The following is a 16533-nucleotide window of genomic DNA, read 5'->3' as shown; positions in this document are numbered from 1 at the left end:
GGCAAAAAACAACAACAAACAAAAACCACCAAACACACTATTGAGTTCTCAAACAACACACCCACTCGGCCGCGCAACGAGCCCGCGGCCAATAGGCCGCGGACAAGTAGAGCGGACAATCAGGAACCCAACCGAAGTTGGTGTTTCCCTCTGGGAGCCGCCGCGCTCTTCGGGGTTGGCCCCGTGTCGCAGCGACTCCGATAAGTTACGTGAGGGATAACTCGGAGTCAAATGGGCTGCTCGGCGTGTCTTTCGATTCGTCGCCTACCGCGAGCACCTGCCGGTGCGTCGACTCCGTCCGCTCACGAAACGCGCTCGACGCCAGCGATATTCCGCTTGCCCCGTCGCAGCACCAACCACTTGCCGTGCAGGAAGTCGGACGGTTGCGGCGTCCACTCCTCGCTGTCGACACGCACGTTGTTGACGTAGGACCCGCCCTCGCCGACCGTACGCCGCGCCGCCCCCTTACTCGGCGAGAGCCCGCTGGCCACCAAGAGATCGATGATCGTGTCGGGCCCGCCGGGCGACAGCGCAGCCACCGAGGCCTCACGCAGAGCCGCGGCGAGCGTCGGCTCGTCCAACTCCGACAACTCGGCGCGTCCGAACAGCGCCTGACTCGCATGCTCCACCGACCGCGTCGCCGCGTCGCCGTGCACGAGGGTGGTGAGCTCGCGCGCGAGCCGTCGCTGACCGGCCCGTTCGTGTGGCCGCTCGACCGTCGCGGTCTCGAGTTCGGCGAGTTCATCGGGGTCCAGGAAGGTGAACCATCGCAGGTACCGGACCACGTCGGCGTCGCCGGTGTTGATGAAGTATTGGTACCAGGCGTACGGGCTGGTCATTTCCGGGTCCAACCAGAGGCTGCCGCCGCCGGTCGACTTGCCGAACTTTCTGCCCTCGGAGTCGGTGACCAGCGGCGTGGTCAGCGCGTGCACCGTCGCCCCGTTGATCTGGCGCACCAGCCTGACCCCGGCAATGATGTTGCCCCACTGGTCCGAACCGCCGATCTGCAGCGTGCACCCGTACCGCCGATGCAGTTCGACGTAGTCGTTGGCCTGCAGGAGCATGTAACTGAACTCCGTGTAGGAGATGCCTTCGCCCTCCAGACGACGCCGCACGGTGTCGCGGTCGAGCATCACGTTGACCGAGAAGTGCTTGCCGACATCGCGAAGGAACTCGATCGTCGACAACTCCCCCGTCCACGACAGGTTGTTCTCCACCACCGCGCCGGTCGGCGACTCGTCGAACTCGACGAACCGCTCGAGCTGGCCCCGAATGCGGTCAGCCCAGTCCGCCACCACGTCGACGGTGTTCAGTGTGCGTTCCCCCGTCTCACGAGGGTCACCGATCATCCCGGTGGCGCCGCCCGCCAGCACGATCGGTCGATGACCGGCCCGCTGGATACGGCGCAGTGTCAACAACGGGATCAGGTGCCCGGCGTGCAAACTCGGCGCGGTCGGATCGAAGCCCGAGTAAACGGTGACGGGTCCGGCAGCAAGACCCGCCGCCAGCGCGTCCCGGTCGGTGGACTGCGCGATCAGTCCACGCCAGTCCAGTTCGTCCAGGATGTTCGGCGTGCCCGTAACAGTCACACGCCGATCCTTGCGCATCAGTCGCTGTCGCCGGGAGCCGGTGCCCGCGGACTGCGGCGGTACAACGACACTTCGGGGCGGCCGGCGAGCCAGAATCGCCACGGGCGATCGGCAGCCTTGCTGACGCCCACCCGCGGGCCCTCCTGCATCGGATACTCCTCGCCGAGCCTCAGCTGTACCGAGCTGCTCGGGTCGAACAGGTCAATCCCGTTGTCGTCCATGGTGATGCCAAGCGCCGAACACAAGTTGCCGGGCCCGCGGGCCAGCGCGGCCGGGCGCATCGACTCGCCCCGTCGCGCTAGAGCCGCATCGAAACCCGCCTCGATCGCCGCAGCGCGCAGCAGCACAGCACCGGCAACGCCGTCGGTGGCGCAGACCACGTTCGCGCACACGTGAATGCCGTGGCTGCGATACGTGTACAGCCGGCCGGGCGGTCCGAACATCACCGAATTGCGCCCACCACGCCCCCGGAAGGAGTGCGCCGCCGCGTCGGGCCACGGCCCGTCCGCCGGACCGCCGTACGCCTCCACCTCGACGATCATCGCGCTGACGCCCCGCCCGGTCAGTGACGCCCCGAGCAGTCTGCGCGCCGCGGTGAGCGGATCGACGGACAGCTGACGGGGACCCACCGCAGCGATTCTGCCGCCCGCCCTTGACACCCTCCGAACCGGGGAGCAATATTCATCACATGATGAGTTCATCGAGTGATGAATTACTGTTGCAGGATGTGGACGTCGCTGTCGACGTCAGGGAGCTGCGGGTGATCCGCGGTAAGCGCCGTGCCCTCGACGACGTCTCCGTGCAGATCCCGCGCGGAACCATCACCGGCCTGCTCGGGCCATCCGGCTGCGGCAAGACCACGCTGATGCGCAGCATCGTCGGAACGCAGATCGTCGCGGGCGGAACGGTGACCGTGCTCGGTCGTCCCGCTGGGTCGGCCGAATTACGGCATCGGGTCGGTTATGTCACGCAGGATGCGACGGTCTACAACGACCTGCGGATCATCGACAACGTGCGCTACTTCGGCGCGCTCTACGGAGCCGATGCGCAGGCCGCCGACGAGGCGATCTCCGCGGTCGGCCTCGACACTCACCGGACGGCGTTGTGCGCCAACCTCTCCGGCGGCCAACGCACCAGGGTATCGCTGGCGTGTGCCCTGGTATCGCATCCCGATCTCCTGGTCCTCGACGAACCGACCGTCGGCCTCGACCCGGTGCTGCGCGTCGATCTGTGGGATCAGTTCCACCAGATCGCCCGTCGCGGAACAACATTGCTGGTGTCTAGCCACGTGATGGACGAGGCCGATCACTGCGGCGACCTGCTGCTCATGCGTGAAGGCCGTCTGCTCACCCACACGACACCCACGAAATTACGGGAGGAAACAGGATGTCACTCACTGGAGGAAGCGTTTCTGTCCGTCATCCGGCGCAGCACCGCGGCCGCAGCCGGCTGAGCCCCCAGGCCTACCTCGCGACGACCGGCCGCATCCTGCGCCAGTTGCTCGCCGATCACCGCAGCGTCGCGATGATCCTGGTGGTGCCCAGCCTGATCATCACGTTGATGTACTTCATGTTCCAGAACGCGCCGCACCGGCCGGGCGCTCCGTCGCCGTTCAACAATGCGTGCCTGATCATGCTCGGCGTGTTCCCGCTCATCGTGATGTTCCTCATCACGTCGATCACCATGCAGCGTGAGCGGGTTTCGGGGACCCTGGAGCGGATCCTGACGACGCCGCTTCGTCGCCTGGATCTGTTGGCCGCCTACGGCACCGCGTTCTCCATTGCGGCAGCGGCGCAGGCGACGTTGGCCTGCGTCGTCTCCTACTGGTTCCTCGGTCTCTACACAGAAGGCAGCCCCGTTCTGGTCTTCCTCATCGCCATCATCAACGCGGTGCTGGGCGTCGGTCTTGGCCTGCTGTGTAGCGCATTCGCGCGCACCGAATTCCAGGCCGTCCAGTTCATGCCGGTCGTGATCGCGCCGCAACTGTTGCTGTGCGGGATCATCGTCCCGCGCGACCTACTGCCCGATTGGCTGCAGTGGATCAGCAACGTCTTGCCCGCGAGTTACGCTTTGGAAGCACTGCAGGAGGTTGGCGCGTATCCCGAACCGACGTTCGTCGCGGTCCGCGACATCGCCGTCGTGGTCGGATTCGCGGTGCTGGCGCTGTGCCTGGCCGCGGCCACACTACGACGAAGGACACCGTAACGGCTTTGACCACCAACGCGGAACGCAAGCGCCCCGGGCGGCCGCCCGGACCGTCCGACACCCGGGAACGCATCTTGGTCGGCGCACGGGATTTGTTCTCGCGCAACGGTTTCGATAAGACATCCATCCGCGCAGTCGCCGCGGAAGCCGGCGTCGACCCCGCGCTCGTGCACCACTACTTCGGCACCAAAACCCAGCTTTTCGCCGCCGCCATCCACATCCCGATCGACCCGATGCAGGTGATCGGTCCGCTGCAGCAGATTCCTGTCGAGGAGATCGGGCTGACCCTGCCGTCACTTCTGTTGCCGCTCTGGGATTCCGAGATGGGCAAGGGTTTCATCGCCACGCTGCGCTCGATCCTGGCCGGCAACGACACCTCGCTCGTGCGATCGTTTCTGCAGGAGGTCGTCGCCAAAGAGGTGGGTTCACGCGTCGACAACCCTCCCGGCAGCGGGAAGATCCGGATGCAGTTCGTGGCCTCGCAACTGGTGGGTGTGGTGATGGCCCGATACATCCTCGAACTGGACCCATTCAAATCGCTGCCCGTAGAGCAGATCGCCGAAACGATCGGGCCCAACCTGCAGCATTACCTCACCGGGGATCTACCCGGGCTCGCCTGACCCCTGCTCGAGCAGCCGTTGATGCTCGGCGTCGTCGGTGATGGCCACGGCCTCGTCGACCAACAGGACCGGTATGCCGTCCTCGATGCGGTACGCGCGTCGCAGGCGGGGGTTGTACAGGTAGTCGTCGGCGAGCAGTAACGGCCCGCGGTCCTGCGGGCACACCAGGATGCTCAGAAGTCGCTCGTCAACCGTCACAGCATCTACCCGATGGGAATCGTGATGCCGGCATCGCCGCCGGGTGCCACGGGCACGCTGATGTCGCCGGTCGGCGGAGTGTATTTCGGCACTGCGCCGGCAACGGGGCCCTCCGCGGTGGACATCGCGGCCTGCGCCTGCAGCTTGCGCTGGTAGGCGATGGTCGCCTTGAGTGCCTCCACGAGCGGAGTTTGATTGGGTCGGTATTCCAGAGCGTCCTTGAGAGCGACCGCGTTCGTGTTGGAGGGGCGGAACCCCTGCGCACGCAACTTCATCGCGTCGTCGATCAGCTTGGAGACTTGGCCGCCGCCGTCGCCGACGGAGTATTCGCTGTAGATCGCGTTGAGCACCTGATCGGCATTCACCTTCGGCGCGGACTCTTCGGCGTTCTTGCAGTCATCGCCCGTGCAGGGTCGCTTCTGCGCATCGGCCTCGGCGGTGGGCGCCTCGGTCTCGGCGGTCGAACCGTCGGGCTGGGCGTAAACCACCGGTGCGGCGGCGCCGGACCACAGACCGGCGACCACAGCGCCACTGGCCAGACCGCCGATGAGCAAGCGGCGCCACGCGAGGCGACCGCTATCGGTCTGCAATGTCATCAATCCTCCAGCACGGTGGCTTCAGTAGACCCTGACTGCCCGACCCGGCGACGACCTGCCGCCGACGGGGAGCCTAACAGTGAACGCATCGCACGGCGCGCTCATCGCGACTGCCCACCAGCGATCTCGGTCCGGACCGCGACGGTCAACCGCTTGTACCGATTCGTATCGGGGTCGAGATACCAGGCGTTACGCGACGGCTTGGGAATGCCCGCGTCGCGCAGGGGAGCGATCTGCGGCCGGTACGACGCGCTGAGCGTCATTTCCGGCACCACGTGCACGATGTCGGGCGGACAGCCCAGCGGCAGGTCGGTCAACGCCTCCGACAGATCGGCCGAGGGGACGCTGCCACCGGGACACAGTGCCAGCGCCGTGACGGCGAGTTGCCTGCCGTTGACGTCGACGCCGTACGTCACCGACAGGTCGACCGCACCGAGTTGCCCGACCGCATCGTTGACCGTCGCCGCGTAAACCGGACCGCGTGACGTGTGCACGACCAGTCCGCGGTTGTCGACCGACCAGTAGTCGCCGTCCTCGTCGCGCCGGAACAAGTACTCCGTGGACACCCAGGTGTCGGCGGGGGCGAACACGCCGCGCTTGACCCACGCGGTCGGGTCGACCGGTCCGCGTGGACGGGCCAGCAGGACCCCGATCTCGTTGGGTTCGGCCCTGCGCACGAACCCGCGGTCGTCCTCGAGGATGAGGTCTTCCTCCGGGTCGTAGGCCCCGAGGGCGAGCTCTCTGCCTCCGGGCAATGGACGGCCCTTGCTGCCGATCTTCGCCCCGGACACGTTGGCCAGCACCGCCTGGCCATCGGTGGTCGCGAAGAACTCGACGACGTGCGCGGGGGCGAACACCTCGACGACGCGCTTCCACAGCCCGGTTGGCATGCCGGATCCGATGAACAGCCGCACCGGGTGGCTGCCGACCAGTGAGAACGAGGGATCATTGATCACGTCGCGCAGCATCGCCCACGTGTAGGTGACCACGGTGACGCCGTACTGGCGGATCTCCTGGACGAATCGGTCGGGCCGCAGTCCCCGCGACAGCGCGATGCGGGAGCCGCCGACCACCGCGCCGCCCAGCGCGACCAGGAGGCCGGATTGGTGGTGCAGCGGCGTCAGGCAGTACACGGTGTCGCTGCGGCTCAGGTTCGCCGCAGACGCGGTGCCGAACGCCGAGATGGCCCACCGGGCGTTGGTGATCTGACGGGCGATCAGGTCGCCGCCCATCGTGCTGAACGCGATGAACGCCAGGTCGCGCGCGAGGCCCGGGTTGGGCCGGTACCAGCCCGGCAGGTCGACCACGTCCGGGTCGATCTTCTCCATGTCGACGACATCGGCGTCCTCGGGCTGGTCGAGATCGCGCGACTCGCCGCCGCCGAGGACCAGTACGCGCATGTCGAGTTGGCGCGCGGCGTCGAGATGGGTCGGGTCGGCGATGATCTCGGCCACCGCGCCGAGGCGCGCTGCAGTGGCCAGGTCGACGTCGGGCGGCATCAGCACCGCGACCGCGCCGAGCCGCGACAGCGCGGCGATGGCGACGAGCGCGCTGGGTCGCGTCTCCATCAGCACGCCCACGTGCACGCCCTGGCGTACCCCGACCGCGATGAGGCCGCGCACGACGTTGTTGATGCGGCGGTCGACCGCCTCGTAGGTGTGGACGCGGCCATCGAACAGCAGGGCTTCGCCGTTGGGCACATCTCGGGCCTGCTCACTCATGATGCGGCCCAGTGAAATCCGGGTGTGCTCGTTGACCTGCCCCAGTCGCGCCAGTCGCGGGAGGGTCCGGGCCGTTTCCACGGCCAGTGCCCGCGCCGACTTGTTCGCGGAGACCACCGCGCCTGCCGTCGAGCGGGCCACACTGAACGCCATCTCGGTCGCCGCGGTGGCGCCGTGGACGAGCCGCGAGGTGATCGACACTCCGCTTTCGCTGGTCTCCTCGGGCTGCAGCGGCATCGGGTCGACGCCCTCGGGCAGCTCGCCGGTGCTGTCGATCCACTTCACCCACTGCGCGACGGTCGGCCACGTCTGCGACGAAGCTTTGGAGCCGACAACGAGTCCGAAGTGACCCGTGCGAATGAGGTATTCGTACACATCGGCCTTCGGGGCGGCGCGTTTGATACCCCGCACCGACGCCGGCTGGCCGATGTCGTCGACCTCCCCCACCACCGCCAGCACGGGGCAGTCGATGTCGGACAACGTGACGAGGTCGCCGTGAATGGAGAAGCCGCCGCTCATCATCCGGTTGTGGGCGATGAACTGCTTGAGCAGTTCGGCGATCGCCGGACCGGACCAGGCGATCCAACCCTCGGACGCCAGGAACCGGCGCTGCTGCTCGCGCGGCAGCAGCGCTTCGCGGTCGTGCAGTTGGCGCAGGAAGTCCAACCGCGACTGCGCGGTCTTGATCGGATCGAGCATTTGAAATCCGGTGCGCGCCAACCATCCTGGGATGTCGATGCGGCTGAACACGTGGTCGGCCATGAAGTCGGCCGCGGCGGGCGCCATGCTGGCGGGCAGGTTCATCGGCAGCGCGGCGAGCGTGTCGACCGGCGACCCGAACGCGATGATGCTGGCGAGGTCTTTCGACCGGCGGTAGGCCGCGGCCTGGTAGGCGAACATGCCGCCCTGGGAGTAGCCGGCCAGGTGCACGTCGCGGCCGGTGACCTCTTTGACGGTGTCGATCGCTTCGCTGAGCGCGACGACGTGGTCGGCGAGGTTGCGATCCATGCCGCCCTCGACTTTGTCTGGCGACCCGAAATCGATCACCCACGGGTCGACGCCCGCCTTGTGCAGGATGCCGACGGCGCCTTCGTCGCGGGTGACGTCCCACATGTCGGCCGACATCATCATGGGGTGCACCATCAGCACCGGCGGCCCGGGCTGTTTGGTGCCGGGACGGGTGTCGGGCGGGAAGTAGCGGCGCAGCCGGTACATCCGGACGCTCTCGATGATCTGGAACGGCGACGGCACCGCACCGGTCTCCAGGCCGCCGTAGCGCAACACCTCGAGCCCGTTCTGCGCGGTGGCCATCAGCCGGCCCACAGGCCGGGTTATCGCCGACAAGTCCACCACCGCACGCTCCCCTTTGTCGCGACGTCCGCTCCGCCGAATGCCGTCGTCATCATGGCATAGCGCCCACCTACCATCGGGTGCTGATGGCGAACCTGATCAACGTCGAGCGCGCGACGGTCGGCTACGGAACCCGCACTTTGCTCGACGCGGTCAGCCTCGGTGTGGACGAGGGTGACGCGATCGGCGTGGTCGGCCGCAACGGTGACGGCAAAACCACCCTGCTGCAGGTGCTGACCGGTATGCGCGAGCCGGACTCGGGCCGGGTGACCCACACCTCGGGCTTGTCAGTCGGATACCTCAGACAAAGCGACGACTTCGCCGGGGCGACCGTGCGCGAGGTGATCGTCGGCGGACGAGCTGACCACGTCTGGGCGGCAGAACCGGACACCCGCGACGTCGTGTCGAATCTGTTGGCCGACGTCGATCTCGACCGCGGGGTCTCGGCGCTGTCCGGCGGCGAGCGGCGGCGCGTGGCGCTGGCCGCGGTGCTCATCGCCGGCCACGACGTGCTGGTGCTCGACGAACCGACGAACCATCTCGACGTCGAGGTGATCGGCTGGCTGGCCGGCCATCTGACCGCCAGGCGGGCCAAGGCGCTGGTGGTGGTCAGCCACGACCGGTGGTTCCTCGATGCGGTGTGCACAAGGACGTGGGAGGTCCACGGCGGAGCAGTCGACGGCTACGACGGCGGTTACGCGGCCTACGTGCTGGCCCGCGCCGAGCGCGCCCGATTGGCGGCCGGGTCCGAGGCACGCAGGCAGAACCTGATGCGCAAGGAGCTGGCATGGCTGCGTCGAGGTCCACCCGCACGCACGTCGAAGCCGAAGTTTCGCATCCAGGCCGCCAACGAGTTGATCGCCAATGAGCCGCCCGCACGCGATTCGCTTGTGCTGCAACGCTTCGCGACTACCCGCTTGGGCAAGGACGTGTTCGACCTGCATCGGGTGCGGCTGGAGGTCGGCCCGAACGTCGTGCTCGACGGCGTCGACTGGTCCATCGGGCCCGGCGCGCGGATCGGACTGGTCGGGGTCAACGGCACCGGCAAGACGTCGGTGTTGAAGCTGCTGACCGGTGCCCTGCAGCCGACTGCAGGGACCATCAAGCGGGGCAAGACATTGAAGATCGGCTACCTCAGCCAGGCGTTGATCGAACTGGGCGGCGCTGACCGGGTGCTCGACGCGGTCGAGAACCGGCGTCGCGTCACCGAACTGGCGGGCGGGCGCGAACTCACCGCCGACACGTTGCTCAAGGATTTCGGGTTCACCGGCGACAAGCTGACGGCGCGGGTGGCCGACCTGTCCGGCGGCGAGAAGCGACGCCTGCAGTTCCTGCGCCTGCTGCTCGACGAGCCCAATGTGCTGCTGCTCGACGAGCCTACCAACGACCTCGACATCGACACGCTGACCGTCATCGAGGACTATCTGGACGGCTGGCCCGGCACCTTGATCGTGGTCACGCACGACCGCTACTTTCTCGAGCGCGTTAGCGATGTCACGTACGCGCTGACCGGCGGCGGGCGCTGCGATCTGCTGCCCGGCGGGATCGATCAGTACCTGGCCGACCGCGCGGCACCGTCCCGTTCGACCGCCAAGACCGAGCCCGAGCGAGGTGAGACGGCGTCGGCGCGGGAGCGGCGTGCGGGCAAGGAGATGGCGCGCATCGAAGGGCAGCTCGCCAAGCTCGACGACCGGATCGCGGCGCTGCACGAGTCGATGGCCGAAGCGGCGGCCGACCACGTCCGCCTCGGCGAGCTCAGCCGCGAGCTGGGCGAGCTCACGGCCCGCAAGGAGTCGCTCGAAGAGGCCTGGCTGGCCGCGGCCGACGACTAGGCAGGCTCCAGCTCGGCCAGGTGATTGCGCACCACGCGAAGGATCGACGTGGGCCGCAGGTCCTGGGGATCCGCCGTCAGCGCGTGCAGTGCCAGGCCGTCGACCAGCGCGTGCAGTCGTTGAGTTTCGTACGCGAGATCGGCTTCGGCACGGACGAGTTCGTTGGTCTGCAGCATCTGCAGCACCGAGGCGCACGCCTCGGCGAGCCCCCGCTGGGCGGTGAGGGCGACCCGTCGCAGTGACAGGTCGGACGGGCTCTCCGTCACCACCGCCATGTTGACCGCCATCTCCATGCGGCGCTGCTCGTCGAGCGGGAGCATTTCGCTCAGGACCGCCATGGCGAGCTTGCGCGGGTCCTTCATGCCGAAGTGGCGTCGGACCCGCTCACCGCCCCGCTCGTAGATCAGCGCCATGGAGTATTCGAGCAACTCGGCCTTGGTGGCGAAGACATGCCGTACCGATCCGACGGCTAGGCCGGCTTCGGCGGCGACGTCGCGAATCGACACGGCCGACACCCCGTCGCGCACCACGATCCGCCATACCGCCTCGGCGATCTCATGCCTGCGGGTGTCGTGGTCGATCAGCTTGGGCACGTGGCGATGTTAGCACGACTGTGCTACTTTGTGTATTAGCACAATCGTGCTACGAACAGTCAGGAGTTGAGGTTCGATGCCCGCCTACTTTGCCGAAAACCCCGTTGCGGCAGTGATAATCGGCTGCGAAGTGGGTTTATGGGTGCTGTTGGGCCTCGGTATGGTGCTGCGCTACATCGTGCGGCTACGCCGCACCAGCACGGTGGTCCTTGCGGGCATACCCCTCCTGGACGTTGTCCTGGTCATCGCCACGGCCATCGACCTTCACCTGGGCGCCGACGTCGGACTGGTACATGTGCTCGCAGGCTTCTACCTCGGTTCGAGCCTCGCGTTCGGTCCCGCGATCGTGCGGTGGGCCGACGTGCGGTTCGCCCACCGATTCGCCGGCGGCCCCGCGCCACGAAAAGCCCCCAAGCACGGGCCGGAACGCGTGACACACCTGATGCGCGAGTGGTACCGCGTGCTGGGCACGGTCGCGATCGCCTCAGCGGTACTCGTCGTGATGATCCTGTTCTTCGCCGCGCCGGAGGATCAGAGTCGCCTGTGGACGTGGATCGGCCGCGCATGGGCGGTTGTCGGACTGTGGTACCTGTTCGGCCCGCTGTGGGAGAGCGGCACGTCGCGGTTATCGCCGCAGGCGCAGCCGCAACCGATCGGCGGTGTCGCGCACGACCCCGAGTTGCTTGGCGACCTGGATGGGGGCCGTGCCCCCGCGGGCGTCCCGAGAGTTCACCGAGCCGTCGATGGTGAGCACGTCACGCACCCGCGGCGTTAGTTGCGGGTGAATGCCCGCGAGCTCGGCATCGTCGAGTTCCTCGAGACCGATACCGCGGGCTTCCGCCGCGCGCACCGCAGCGCCTGCCGCCTCATGCGCGACGCGGAACGGCACTCCCCCGCGAACCAGCCATTCGGCGATATCGGTGGCCAGGGTGTAGCCGAGCGGCGCCAATTCGGCCATGCGCTCGACGTCGAAGCGCAATGTGGCGACCAGGCCCGCCATGGCGGGCAGCAGCAGCTCCAGTTGGGCCACGGAGTCGAAGACCGGTTCCTTGTCCTCCTGCAGGTCGCGGTTGTAGGCCAGCGGCTGGGCCTTGAGCGTGGCCAGCAGGCCGGTCAGGTTGCCGATCAGCCGGCCCGCCTTTCCGCGGGCCAGTTCGGGTATGTCGGGGTTCTTCTTCTGCGGCATGATCGAGCTGCCTGTCGACCAGGAGTCGTGCAGGATGACGTATCCGAATTCGGTTGTGCTCCAGAGGATGATGTCCTCAGCCAGTCGAGAAAGGTCGACGCCGATCAATCCGAGCACGAAGGCCGCCTCGGCGGCGAAGTCCCGCGACGCGGTGGCGTCGATGGAGTTGTCGGCCGCCGCGTCGAAGCCCAGCTCCTGCGCGATGGCGTCCGGATCGAGGCCGAGGGACGACCCGGCCAGCGCACCGGACCCGTACGGCGACACCGCGGCCCGCCCGTCGAAGTCGGCTAGGCGATCGACGTCGCGCAGCAGCGGGTGCGCATGTGCCAGCAGGTGGTGTGCCAGCAGCACCGGCTGGGCCGATTGGAGGTGGGTCTTGCCGGGCATGATCGCGGTCGGATGTGCTGCGGCCTGAGTCGCCAATGCGTCGACGACCGACAGCACGCCATCGGCGACACGGCGGACCGCGTCGCGAAGCCAGAGCCGCAGCAGGGTGGCCACCTGATCGTTACGCGACCGCCCCGCCCGCAGGCGACCGCCGAGATCCTCTCCGACGCGGTCGATCAGACCGCGCTCGAGCGCACCGTGCACGTCCTCGTCGGTCACCAGCGGAGCGAAGGTGCCGTCGGCGACGTCGTTCGCCAGACTGTCCAGCCCCACCAGCAGTCCGTCGCGTTGCTCCTCGGTCAGCAGCCCAGCCCGAAACAGCACTCGCGCATGGGCTTTGGAGGCACGAACGTCGTAAGGCGCGAGCACCCAGTCGAAGTGGGTCGACTTCGACAACGCCGCGAGCGAGGGCGACGGCCCCTCAGAGAACCGTCCACCCCACAACGAACCCTCGTTGGTGCTCACTGGCCGGCGAGGTCCCGCTGCGCCGAGATCTTGGACGACAAACCGTGCACGTGGACGAATCCTTTGGCGGCCGACTGATCGAACGTGTCGCCTTCGTCGTAGGTGGCAAGGTTGAAATCGTAGAGCGATTCCTGGCTGCGGCGGCCATTGACCGCGATGTGCCCGCCGTGCAACACCATTCGGATCTCACCGGACACGTGCTGCTGAGTGTGTGCGACGAATGCCTCGAGCGCGGTCTTCAGCGGCGAGTACCACAACCCGTCGTACACCAGCTCGCCCCACTTCTGGTCGGTGGTGCGCTTGAAGCGCCCGAGTTCGCGTTCCAGCGTGACGTGTTCGAGTTCGGTGTGCGCGGTGATGAGCACCATGGCGCCGGGAGCCTCGTAGATCTCGCGGCTCTTGATGCCCACCAGCCGGTCTTCGACGACGTCGAGCCGGCCGACGCCCTGCTCGCCTGCGCGACGGTTGAGTTCCTCGATGGCCTGCAGCACAGTCACCTGCCGCCCGTCGATCGACACCGGAACGCCGCGTTCGAATCCGACGATCACCTCGTCGGGCGTGCTCCAGTTGACCGTCGGGTCCTCGGTGTAGTCGTAGACGTCCTTGGTCGGCGCGTTCCACAGATGCTCGAGGAATCCCGTCTCGACGGCCCGGCCCCACACGTTCTGATCGATCGAGAACGGCGAGCGCTTGGTGACGTTGATCGGAATTGCATTCTCCTCGGCGAAGGCGATCGCCTTCTCCCGTGTCCACGCGTAGTCGCGCACCGGTGCGAGGACTTCGAGATCTGGTGCCAGCGAGGCGAACCCGACTTCGAAGCGGACCTGGTCGTTGCCCTTGCCGGTGCAGCCGTGTGCGACGATACCGCCGCCGTGTTCACGCGCCGCCGCCACCAGGTGCTTGACGATCAACGGCCTGCTCAGCGCCGACACCAACGGATAGCGGTCCATGTAGAGGGCGTTGGACTGGATGGCGGGCAGGCAGTACTGCTCGGCGAATTCGTCCTTGGCGTCGACCACAACGGCTTCGACCGCGCCGCAGTCGAGGGCGCGCTTGCGGACCACCTCCATGTCTTCGCCGCCCTGACCGAGGTCGATGGCGACGGCCACCACCTCGTGGCCGGTTTCCTTGCCGATCCAGCTGATCGCCACCGAGGTGTCCAAACCACCGGAATACGCCAGGATGACGCGCTCGGACATTTAGCTGATCTCCTTTAGTTGAATGCTTTCGAGTTTGGCCGCCAGTTCGGCGCCGGTCATCGGCTCGCGTGCGATCACCAGGATGGTGTCGTCGCCCGCGATCGTGCCGACCACATAGGGCAGTGCGGCGCGGTCCATCGCGCTGGCCAGGTAGTGCGCCGCGCCCGGCGGTGTCCGCAGCACCGCGAGATTGCCGCTGGCGTCGGTGGATACGAGCAGGTCGGCCAGCAGGCGCGCCACGCGTTCGGTGCCACCAGATACTCCCCGCACGGGGCTGCCGTCCTCGGGGACAACGTATACGCCGACGCCACCGTCGGCGCCCCGCAGCTTGACGGCGCCGAGTTCTTCGAGGTCGCGTGACAGCGTGGCCTGGGTGACCTCGATGCCTTCGGCGCCGAGCATGGTCGCCAGTTCGGTCTGGCTGTGCACGGACTGTGACGACAGGATCGCCACGATGCGCGCCTGCCGCCCGGCCCTGGTGGCCGCCGAGGTCATTGATGCTCCAACAGCCACACCAGCAGCGCTTTCTGCGCATGCAGCCGGTTCTCGGCCTCGTCCAACACGGCGCTGTGCGGACCGTCGATCACCTCGTCGGTGATCTCATCACCGCGATGCGCAGGAAGGCAGTGCAGCACAACGGCGTTCGGTTGAGCCCTGGCAAGAAGCTGCGTATTGAGCTGGAAGGGCCGGAACGGTCCGACTCGGTCCAGCCCGTCGTCCTCTTGTCCCATCGACGTCCAGGTGTCGGTGACGAGCACGTCGGCGCCGTCGGCGGCCGCCTGCGCGTCGCCGGTCACGGTCACCGAGGCACCGGTGTCTGCCGCACGCTCTCGGGCGGCAGCGACAAACTGCGGGGCCGGCTCGAAACCGGCGGGAGCGGCGACCGTGACATGTATTCCCGCCGTCACCCCTCCCAACATCAGTGAGTGCGCCATGTTGTTGGCGCCGTCGCCGAAATAGGAGAGCCGCAAGCCGTTCAGCGTGCCACGGCGTTCGTCGAGTGTCTGCAGGTCGGCGAGCACCTGGCACGGGTGGAACTCGTCGGACAGGGCGTTGACCACCGGCACCGTAGCCGTGGACGCCATGGCGGTGAGGCGTTCCTGGGCGAACGTTCGCCACACGATGGCGTCGACGTAGCGGGACAGCACCCGTCCGGTGTCCTCGAGCGTCTCCTCGCGGCCCAGTTGGGTGTTGCGGCCGTCCACCACCACGGCGTGCCCGCCCAGTTGCGCGATGCCGATCTCGAACGAGAACCGGGTGCGCGTCGAGTTCTTGTCGAAGATGACCGCCACACCGCGCGGACCGTCGAGCGGACGACGGCTGACCGGTGCCTTCTTGAGTTCGGCGGCGAGCGCGAGCACTTCGGCCTGCTCGTCGGGAGTCAGGTCGTCGTCGCGCAGAAAGTGGCGCGTCATGAGCCGACCACGCCATTGCCCCCGCCGGCAGCGGTGTTCAAGACGTCGGGCAGCGCACCGAGGAAGTCCTCGATCTGCGCTTCGGTGATCACTAGTGGCGGCGCCAATCGGATGACATCAGGTGCCGCCGCGTTGATGAGGAATCCCGCCTCGCGAGCGGCGGCTTCGGCCTGCTTCGCCGCATCACGGTTGAGGACGACCCCGCACAGCAGACCGCGACCGCGCACGTGGTCGATTAGAGGATGGCCCAGCGATTCGATCCCGTCGTGCAGCGCCTTGCCGAGCAGATCGGCGCGGCTGATCAGGTCCTCGTCGGCGAGCACGCCCAGCACCGCCAGTGCTGCGGCCGTGCAGACCGGATTGCCGCCGAACGTGCTGCCGTGCAGTCCCGGAGTCAGCAGGTCGCCGGTCGCGCCGACCGCCAGGCACGCGCCGATAGGCAGACCGCCGCCGAGTCCCTTGGCCAACGTCACGATGTCGGGGGTGATCCCGTCGTGCTGGTGGGCGAAAAACACTCCGGTGCGGCCCATCCCGGTCTGCACCTCGTCGAGCACCAGCAGCGCACCGTGGCGCGCGGTGATCTCGCGCGCGGCCGCGAGATAACCCGCGGGCGGGACCACGACGCCGCCCTCCCCCATGATGGGCTCGAGGAACACCGCCGCGGTCCGGTCGTCGACAGCGGCGGTCAACGCGCCGACGTCACCGTAGGGAATGTGCGTGACGTCGCCGGGTAGCGGCGCGAACGGCTCCTGTTTGGCCGGCTGCCCGGTCAGCGCAAGCGATCCCATGGTGCGGCCGTGGAAAGCGCCCTGTGCAGCAACGAGTTTCGTGCGCCCGGTCAGGCGAGTGATCTTGAACGCGACCTCGTTGGCCTCCGCCCCGGAGTTGCAGAAGAACACTCGGGCGTGTGCGCCGAGCAGCCCCACGAGCGCCTCGGCCAGGGCGACGCCCGGCTCAGTGGCGTACAGGTTGGACGTGTGTCCGAGCGTGTTCATCTGACGGGTGACCGCCTCGATGACCGCGGGATGGCGATGGCCGAGGATGTTGACCGCGATTCCGCCGAGCAGGTCGAGATAGGTCTTGCCGTCGGTGTCGGTGACCACGGCGCCGTCACCGCTGGCCAGCGCCAGTGGCGGGGTGCCGTAGTTGTTCATCATGACGGCTTCCCAGCGCTTCT

General features: G+C 67.5%; 15 protein-coding genes. 4 read left to right on the top strand and 11 right to left on the bottom strand.

The window, feature by feature from the left end; translation table 11 throughout:
• Window positions 1-302 precede the first annotated feature (302 nt).
• A complete protein-coding gene (tyrS, locus tag N4S67_RS16340; protein ID WP_260993992.1) occupies window positions 303-1607 on the bottom strand; it encodes a tyrosine--tRNA ligase in 1305 nt (434 codons plus the stop codon).
• A complete protein-coding gene (locus tag N4S67_RS16335; RefSeq protein ID WP_390893380.1) occupies window positions 1607-2290 on the bottom strand; it encodes a DNA-3-methyladenine glycosylase in 684 nt (227 codons plus the stop codon). Before N4S67_RS16335 ends, tyrS begins: the two co-directional genes overlap by 1 nt.
• Here N4S67_RS16335 and N4S67_RS16330 point away from each other — a divergent pair.
• The 3 genes from N4S67_RS16330 to N4S67_RS16320 are packed head-to-tail and all read left to right on the top strand — an operon-like array spanning window position 2278 to window position 4414.
• The gene (locus N4S67_RS16330; protein ID WP_260993990.1) at window positions 2278-3042 is read left to right on the top strand and encodes an ABC transporter ATP-binding protein; all 765 of its coding nucleotides are present in this window, start codon (window positions 2278-2280) and stop codon (window positions 3040-3042) included. The two genes, N4S67_RS16335 and N4S67_RS16330, sit on opposite strands and share 13 nt — an antisense overlap.
• The gene (locus N4S67_RS16325; RefSeq protein ID WP_260993989.1) at window positions 2976-3794 is read left to right on the top strand and encodes an ABC transporter permease; all 819 of its coding nucleotides are present in this window, start codon (window positions 2976-2978) and stop codon (window positions 3792-3794) included. The genes N4S67_RS16330 and N4S67_RS16325 overlap by 67 nt, the downstream gene beginning before the upstream one ends.
• Before the next feature lie 5 nt (window positions 3795-3799).
• Window positions 3800-4414 (top strand): TetR/AcrR family transcriptional regulator, encoded by a 615-nt coding sequence (locus tag N4S67_RS16320; protein ID WP_260993988.1) that lies wholly within the window; start codon window positions 3800-3802, stop codon window positions 4412-4414.
• Here the strand turns inward: N4S67_RS16320 and N4S67_RS16315 are convergent.
• From N4S67_RS16315 to N4S67_RS16305, 3 genes are all read right to left on the bottom strand, one after another.
• Window positions 4397-4612 carry a Trm112 family protein gene (locus tag N4S67_RS16315; protein WP_260993987.1) on the bottom strand — a complete coding sequence of 72 codons (216 nt, stop codon included), beginning with the start codon at window positions 4610-4612 and terminating at the stop codon, window positions 4397-4399. The two genes, N4S67_RS16320 and N4S67_RS16315, sit on opposite strands and share 18 nt — an antisense overlap.
• Window positions 4613-4617: 5 nt before the next feature.
• A complete protein-coding gene (locus tag N4S67_RS16310) occupies window positions 4618-5208 on the bottom strand; it encodes a hypothetical protein (RefSeq protein WP_260993986.1) in 591 nt (196 codons plus the stop codon).
• A 101-nt stretch (window positions 5209-5309) separates the two neighbouring features.
• A complete protein-coding gene (locus tag N4S67_RS16305) occupies window positions 5310-8282 on the bottom strand; it encodes an acyl-CoA synthetase (protein WP_390893379.1) in 2973 nt (990 codons plus the stop codon).
• An 83-nt stretch (window positions 8283-8365) separates the two neighbouring features.
• Between N4S67_RS16305 and N4S67_RS16300 the strand changes: the two genes are divergently transcribed.
• Entirely contained in the window at window positions 8366-10111 is a 1746-nt protein-coding gene (locus N4S67_RS16300) for an ABC-F family ATP-binding cassette domain-containing protein (protein WP_260993985.1), read from the top strand.
• On the opposite strand, the gene N4S67_RS16295 is transcribed toward N4S67_RS16300, so the two are convergent.
• The 6 genes from N4S67_RS16295 to N4S67_RS16270 all read right to left on the bottom strand — a co-directional run bounded on the left by N4S67_RS16295 (window position 10108) and on the right by N4S67_RS16270 (window position 16513).
• A complete protein-coding gene (locus N4S67_RS16295; RefSeq protein ID WP_260993984.1) occupies window positions 10108-10704 on the bottom strand; it encodes a TetR/AcrR family transcriptional regulator in 597 nt (198 codons plus the stop codon). The genes N4S67_RS16300 and N4S67_RS16295 overlap by 4 nt on opposite strands.
• 625 nt (window positions 10705-11329) lie before the next feature.
• Window positions 11330-12742 carry an argininosuccinate lyase gene (gene argH / locus N4S67_RS16290; protein WP_260993983.1) on the bottom strand — a complete coding sequence of 471 codons (1413 nt, stop codon included), beginning with the start codon at window positions 12740-12742 and terminating at the stop codon, window positions 11330-11332.
• On the bottom strand, window positions 12739-13941 hold the full coding sequence (locus N4S67_RS16285) for an argininosuccinate synthase (RefSeq protein ID WP_260993982.1): 1203 nt from the start codon (window positions 13939-13941) through the stop codon (window positions 12739-12741). Before N4S67_RS16285 ends, argH begins: the two co-directional genes overlap by 4 nt.
• Window positions 13942-14436: an arginine repressor gene (locus N4S67_RS16280; protein WP_260993981.1), complete on the bottom strand. Its 495-nt coding sequence runs from the start codon at window positions 14434-14436 to the stop codon at window positions 13942-13944. It abuts the gene before it with no gap.
• On the bottom strand, window positions 14433-15356 hold the full coding sequence (gene argF / locus N4S67_RS16275; RefSeq protein WP_260993980.1) for an ornithine carbamoyltransferase: 924 nt from the start codon (window positions 15354-15356) through the stop codon (window positions 14433-14435). Before argF ends, N4S67_RS16280 begins: the two co-directional genes overlap by 4 nt.
• The gene (locus N4S67_RS16270; RefSeq protein WP_260994070.1) at window positions 15353-16513 is read right to left on the bottom strand and encodes an acetylornithine transaminase; all 1161 of its coding nucleotides are present in this window, start codon (window positions 16511-16513) and stop codon (window positions 15353-15355) included. Before N4S67_RS16270 ends, argF begins: the two co-directional genes overlap by 4 nt.
• Between the last annotated feature and the right edge of the window lie 20 nt (window positions 16514-16533).

The organism is Mycobacterium deserti (assembly GCF_025345615.1).
Taxonomy (GTDB): Bacteria; Actinomycetota; Actinomycetes; order Mycobacteriales; family Mycobacteriaceae; genus Mycobacterium; species Mycobacterium deserti.
This window is presented reverse-complemented; position numbering and strand designations above follow the sequence as displayed.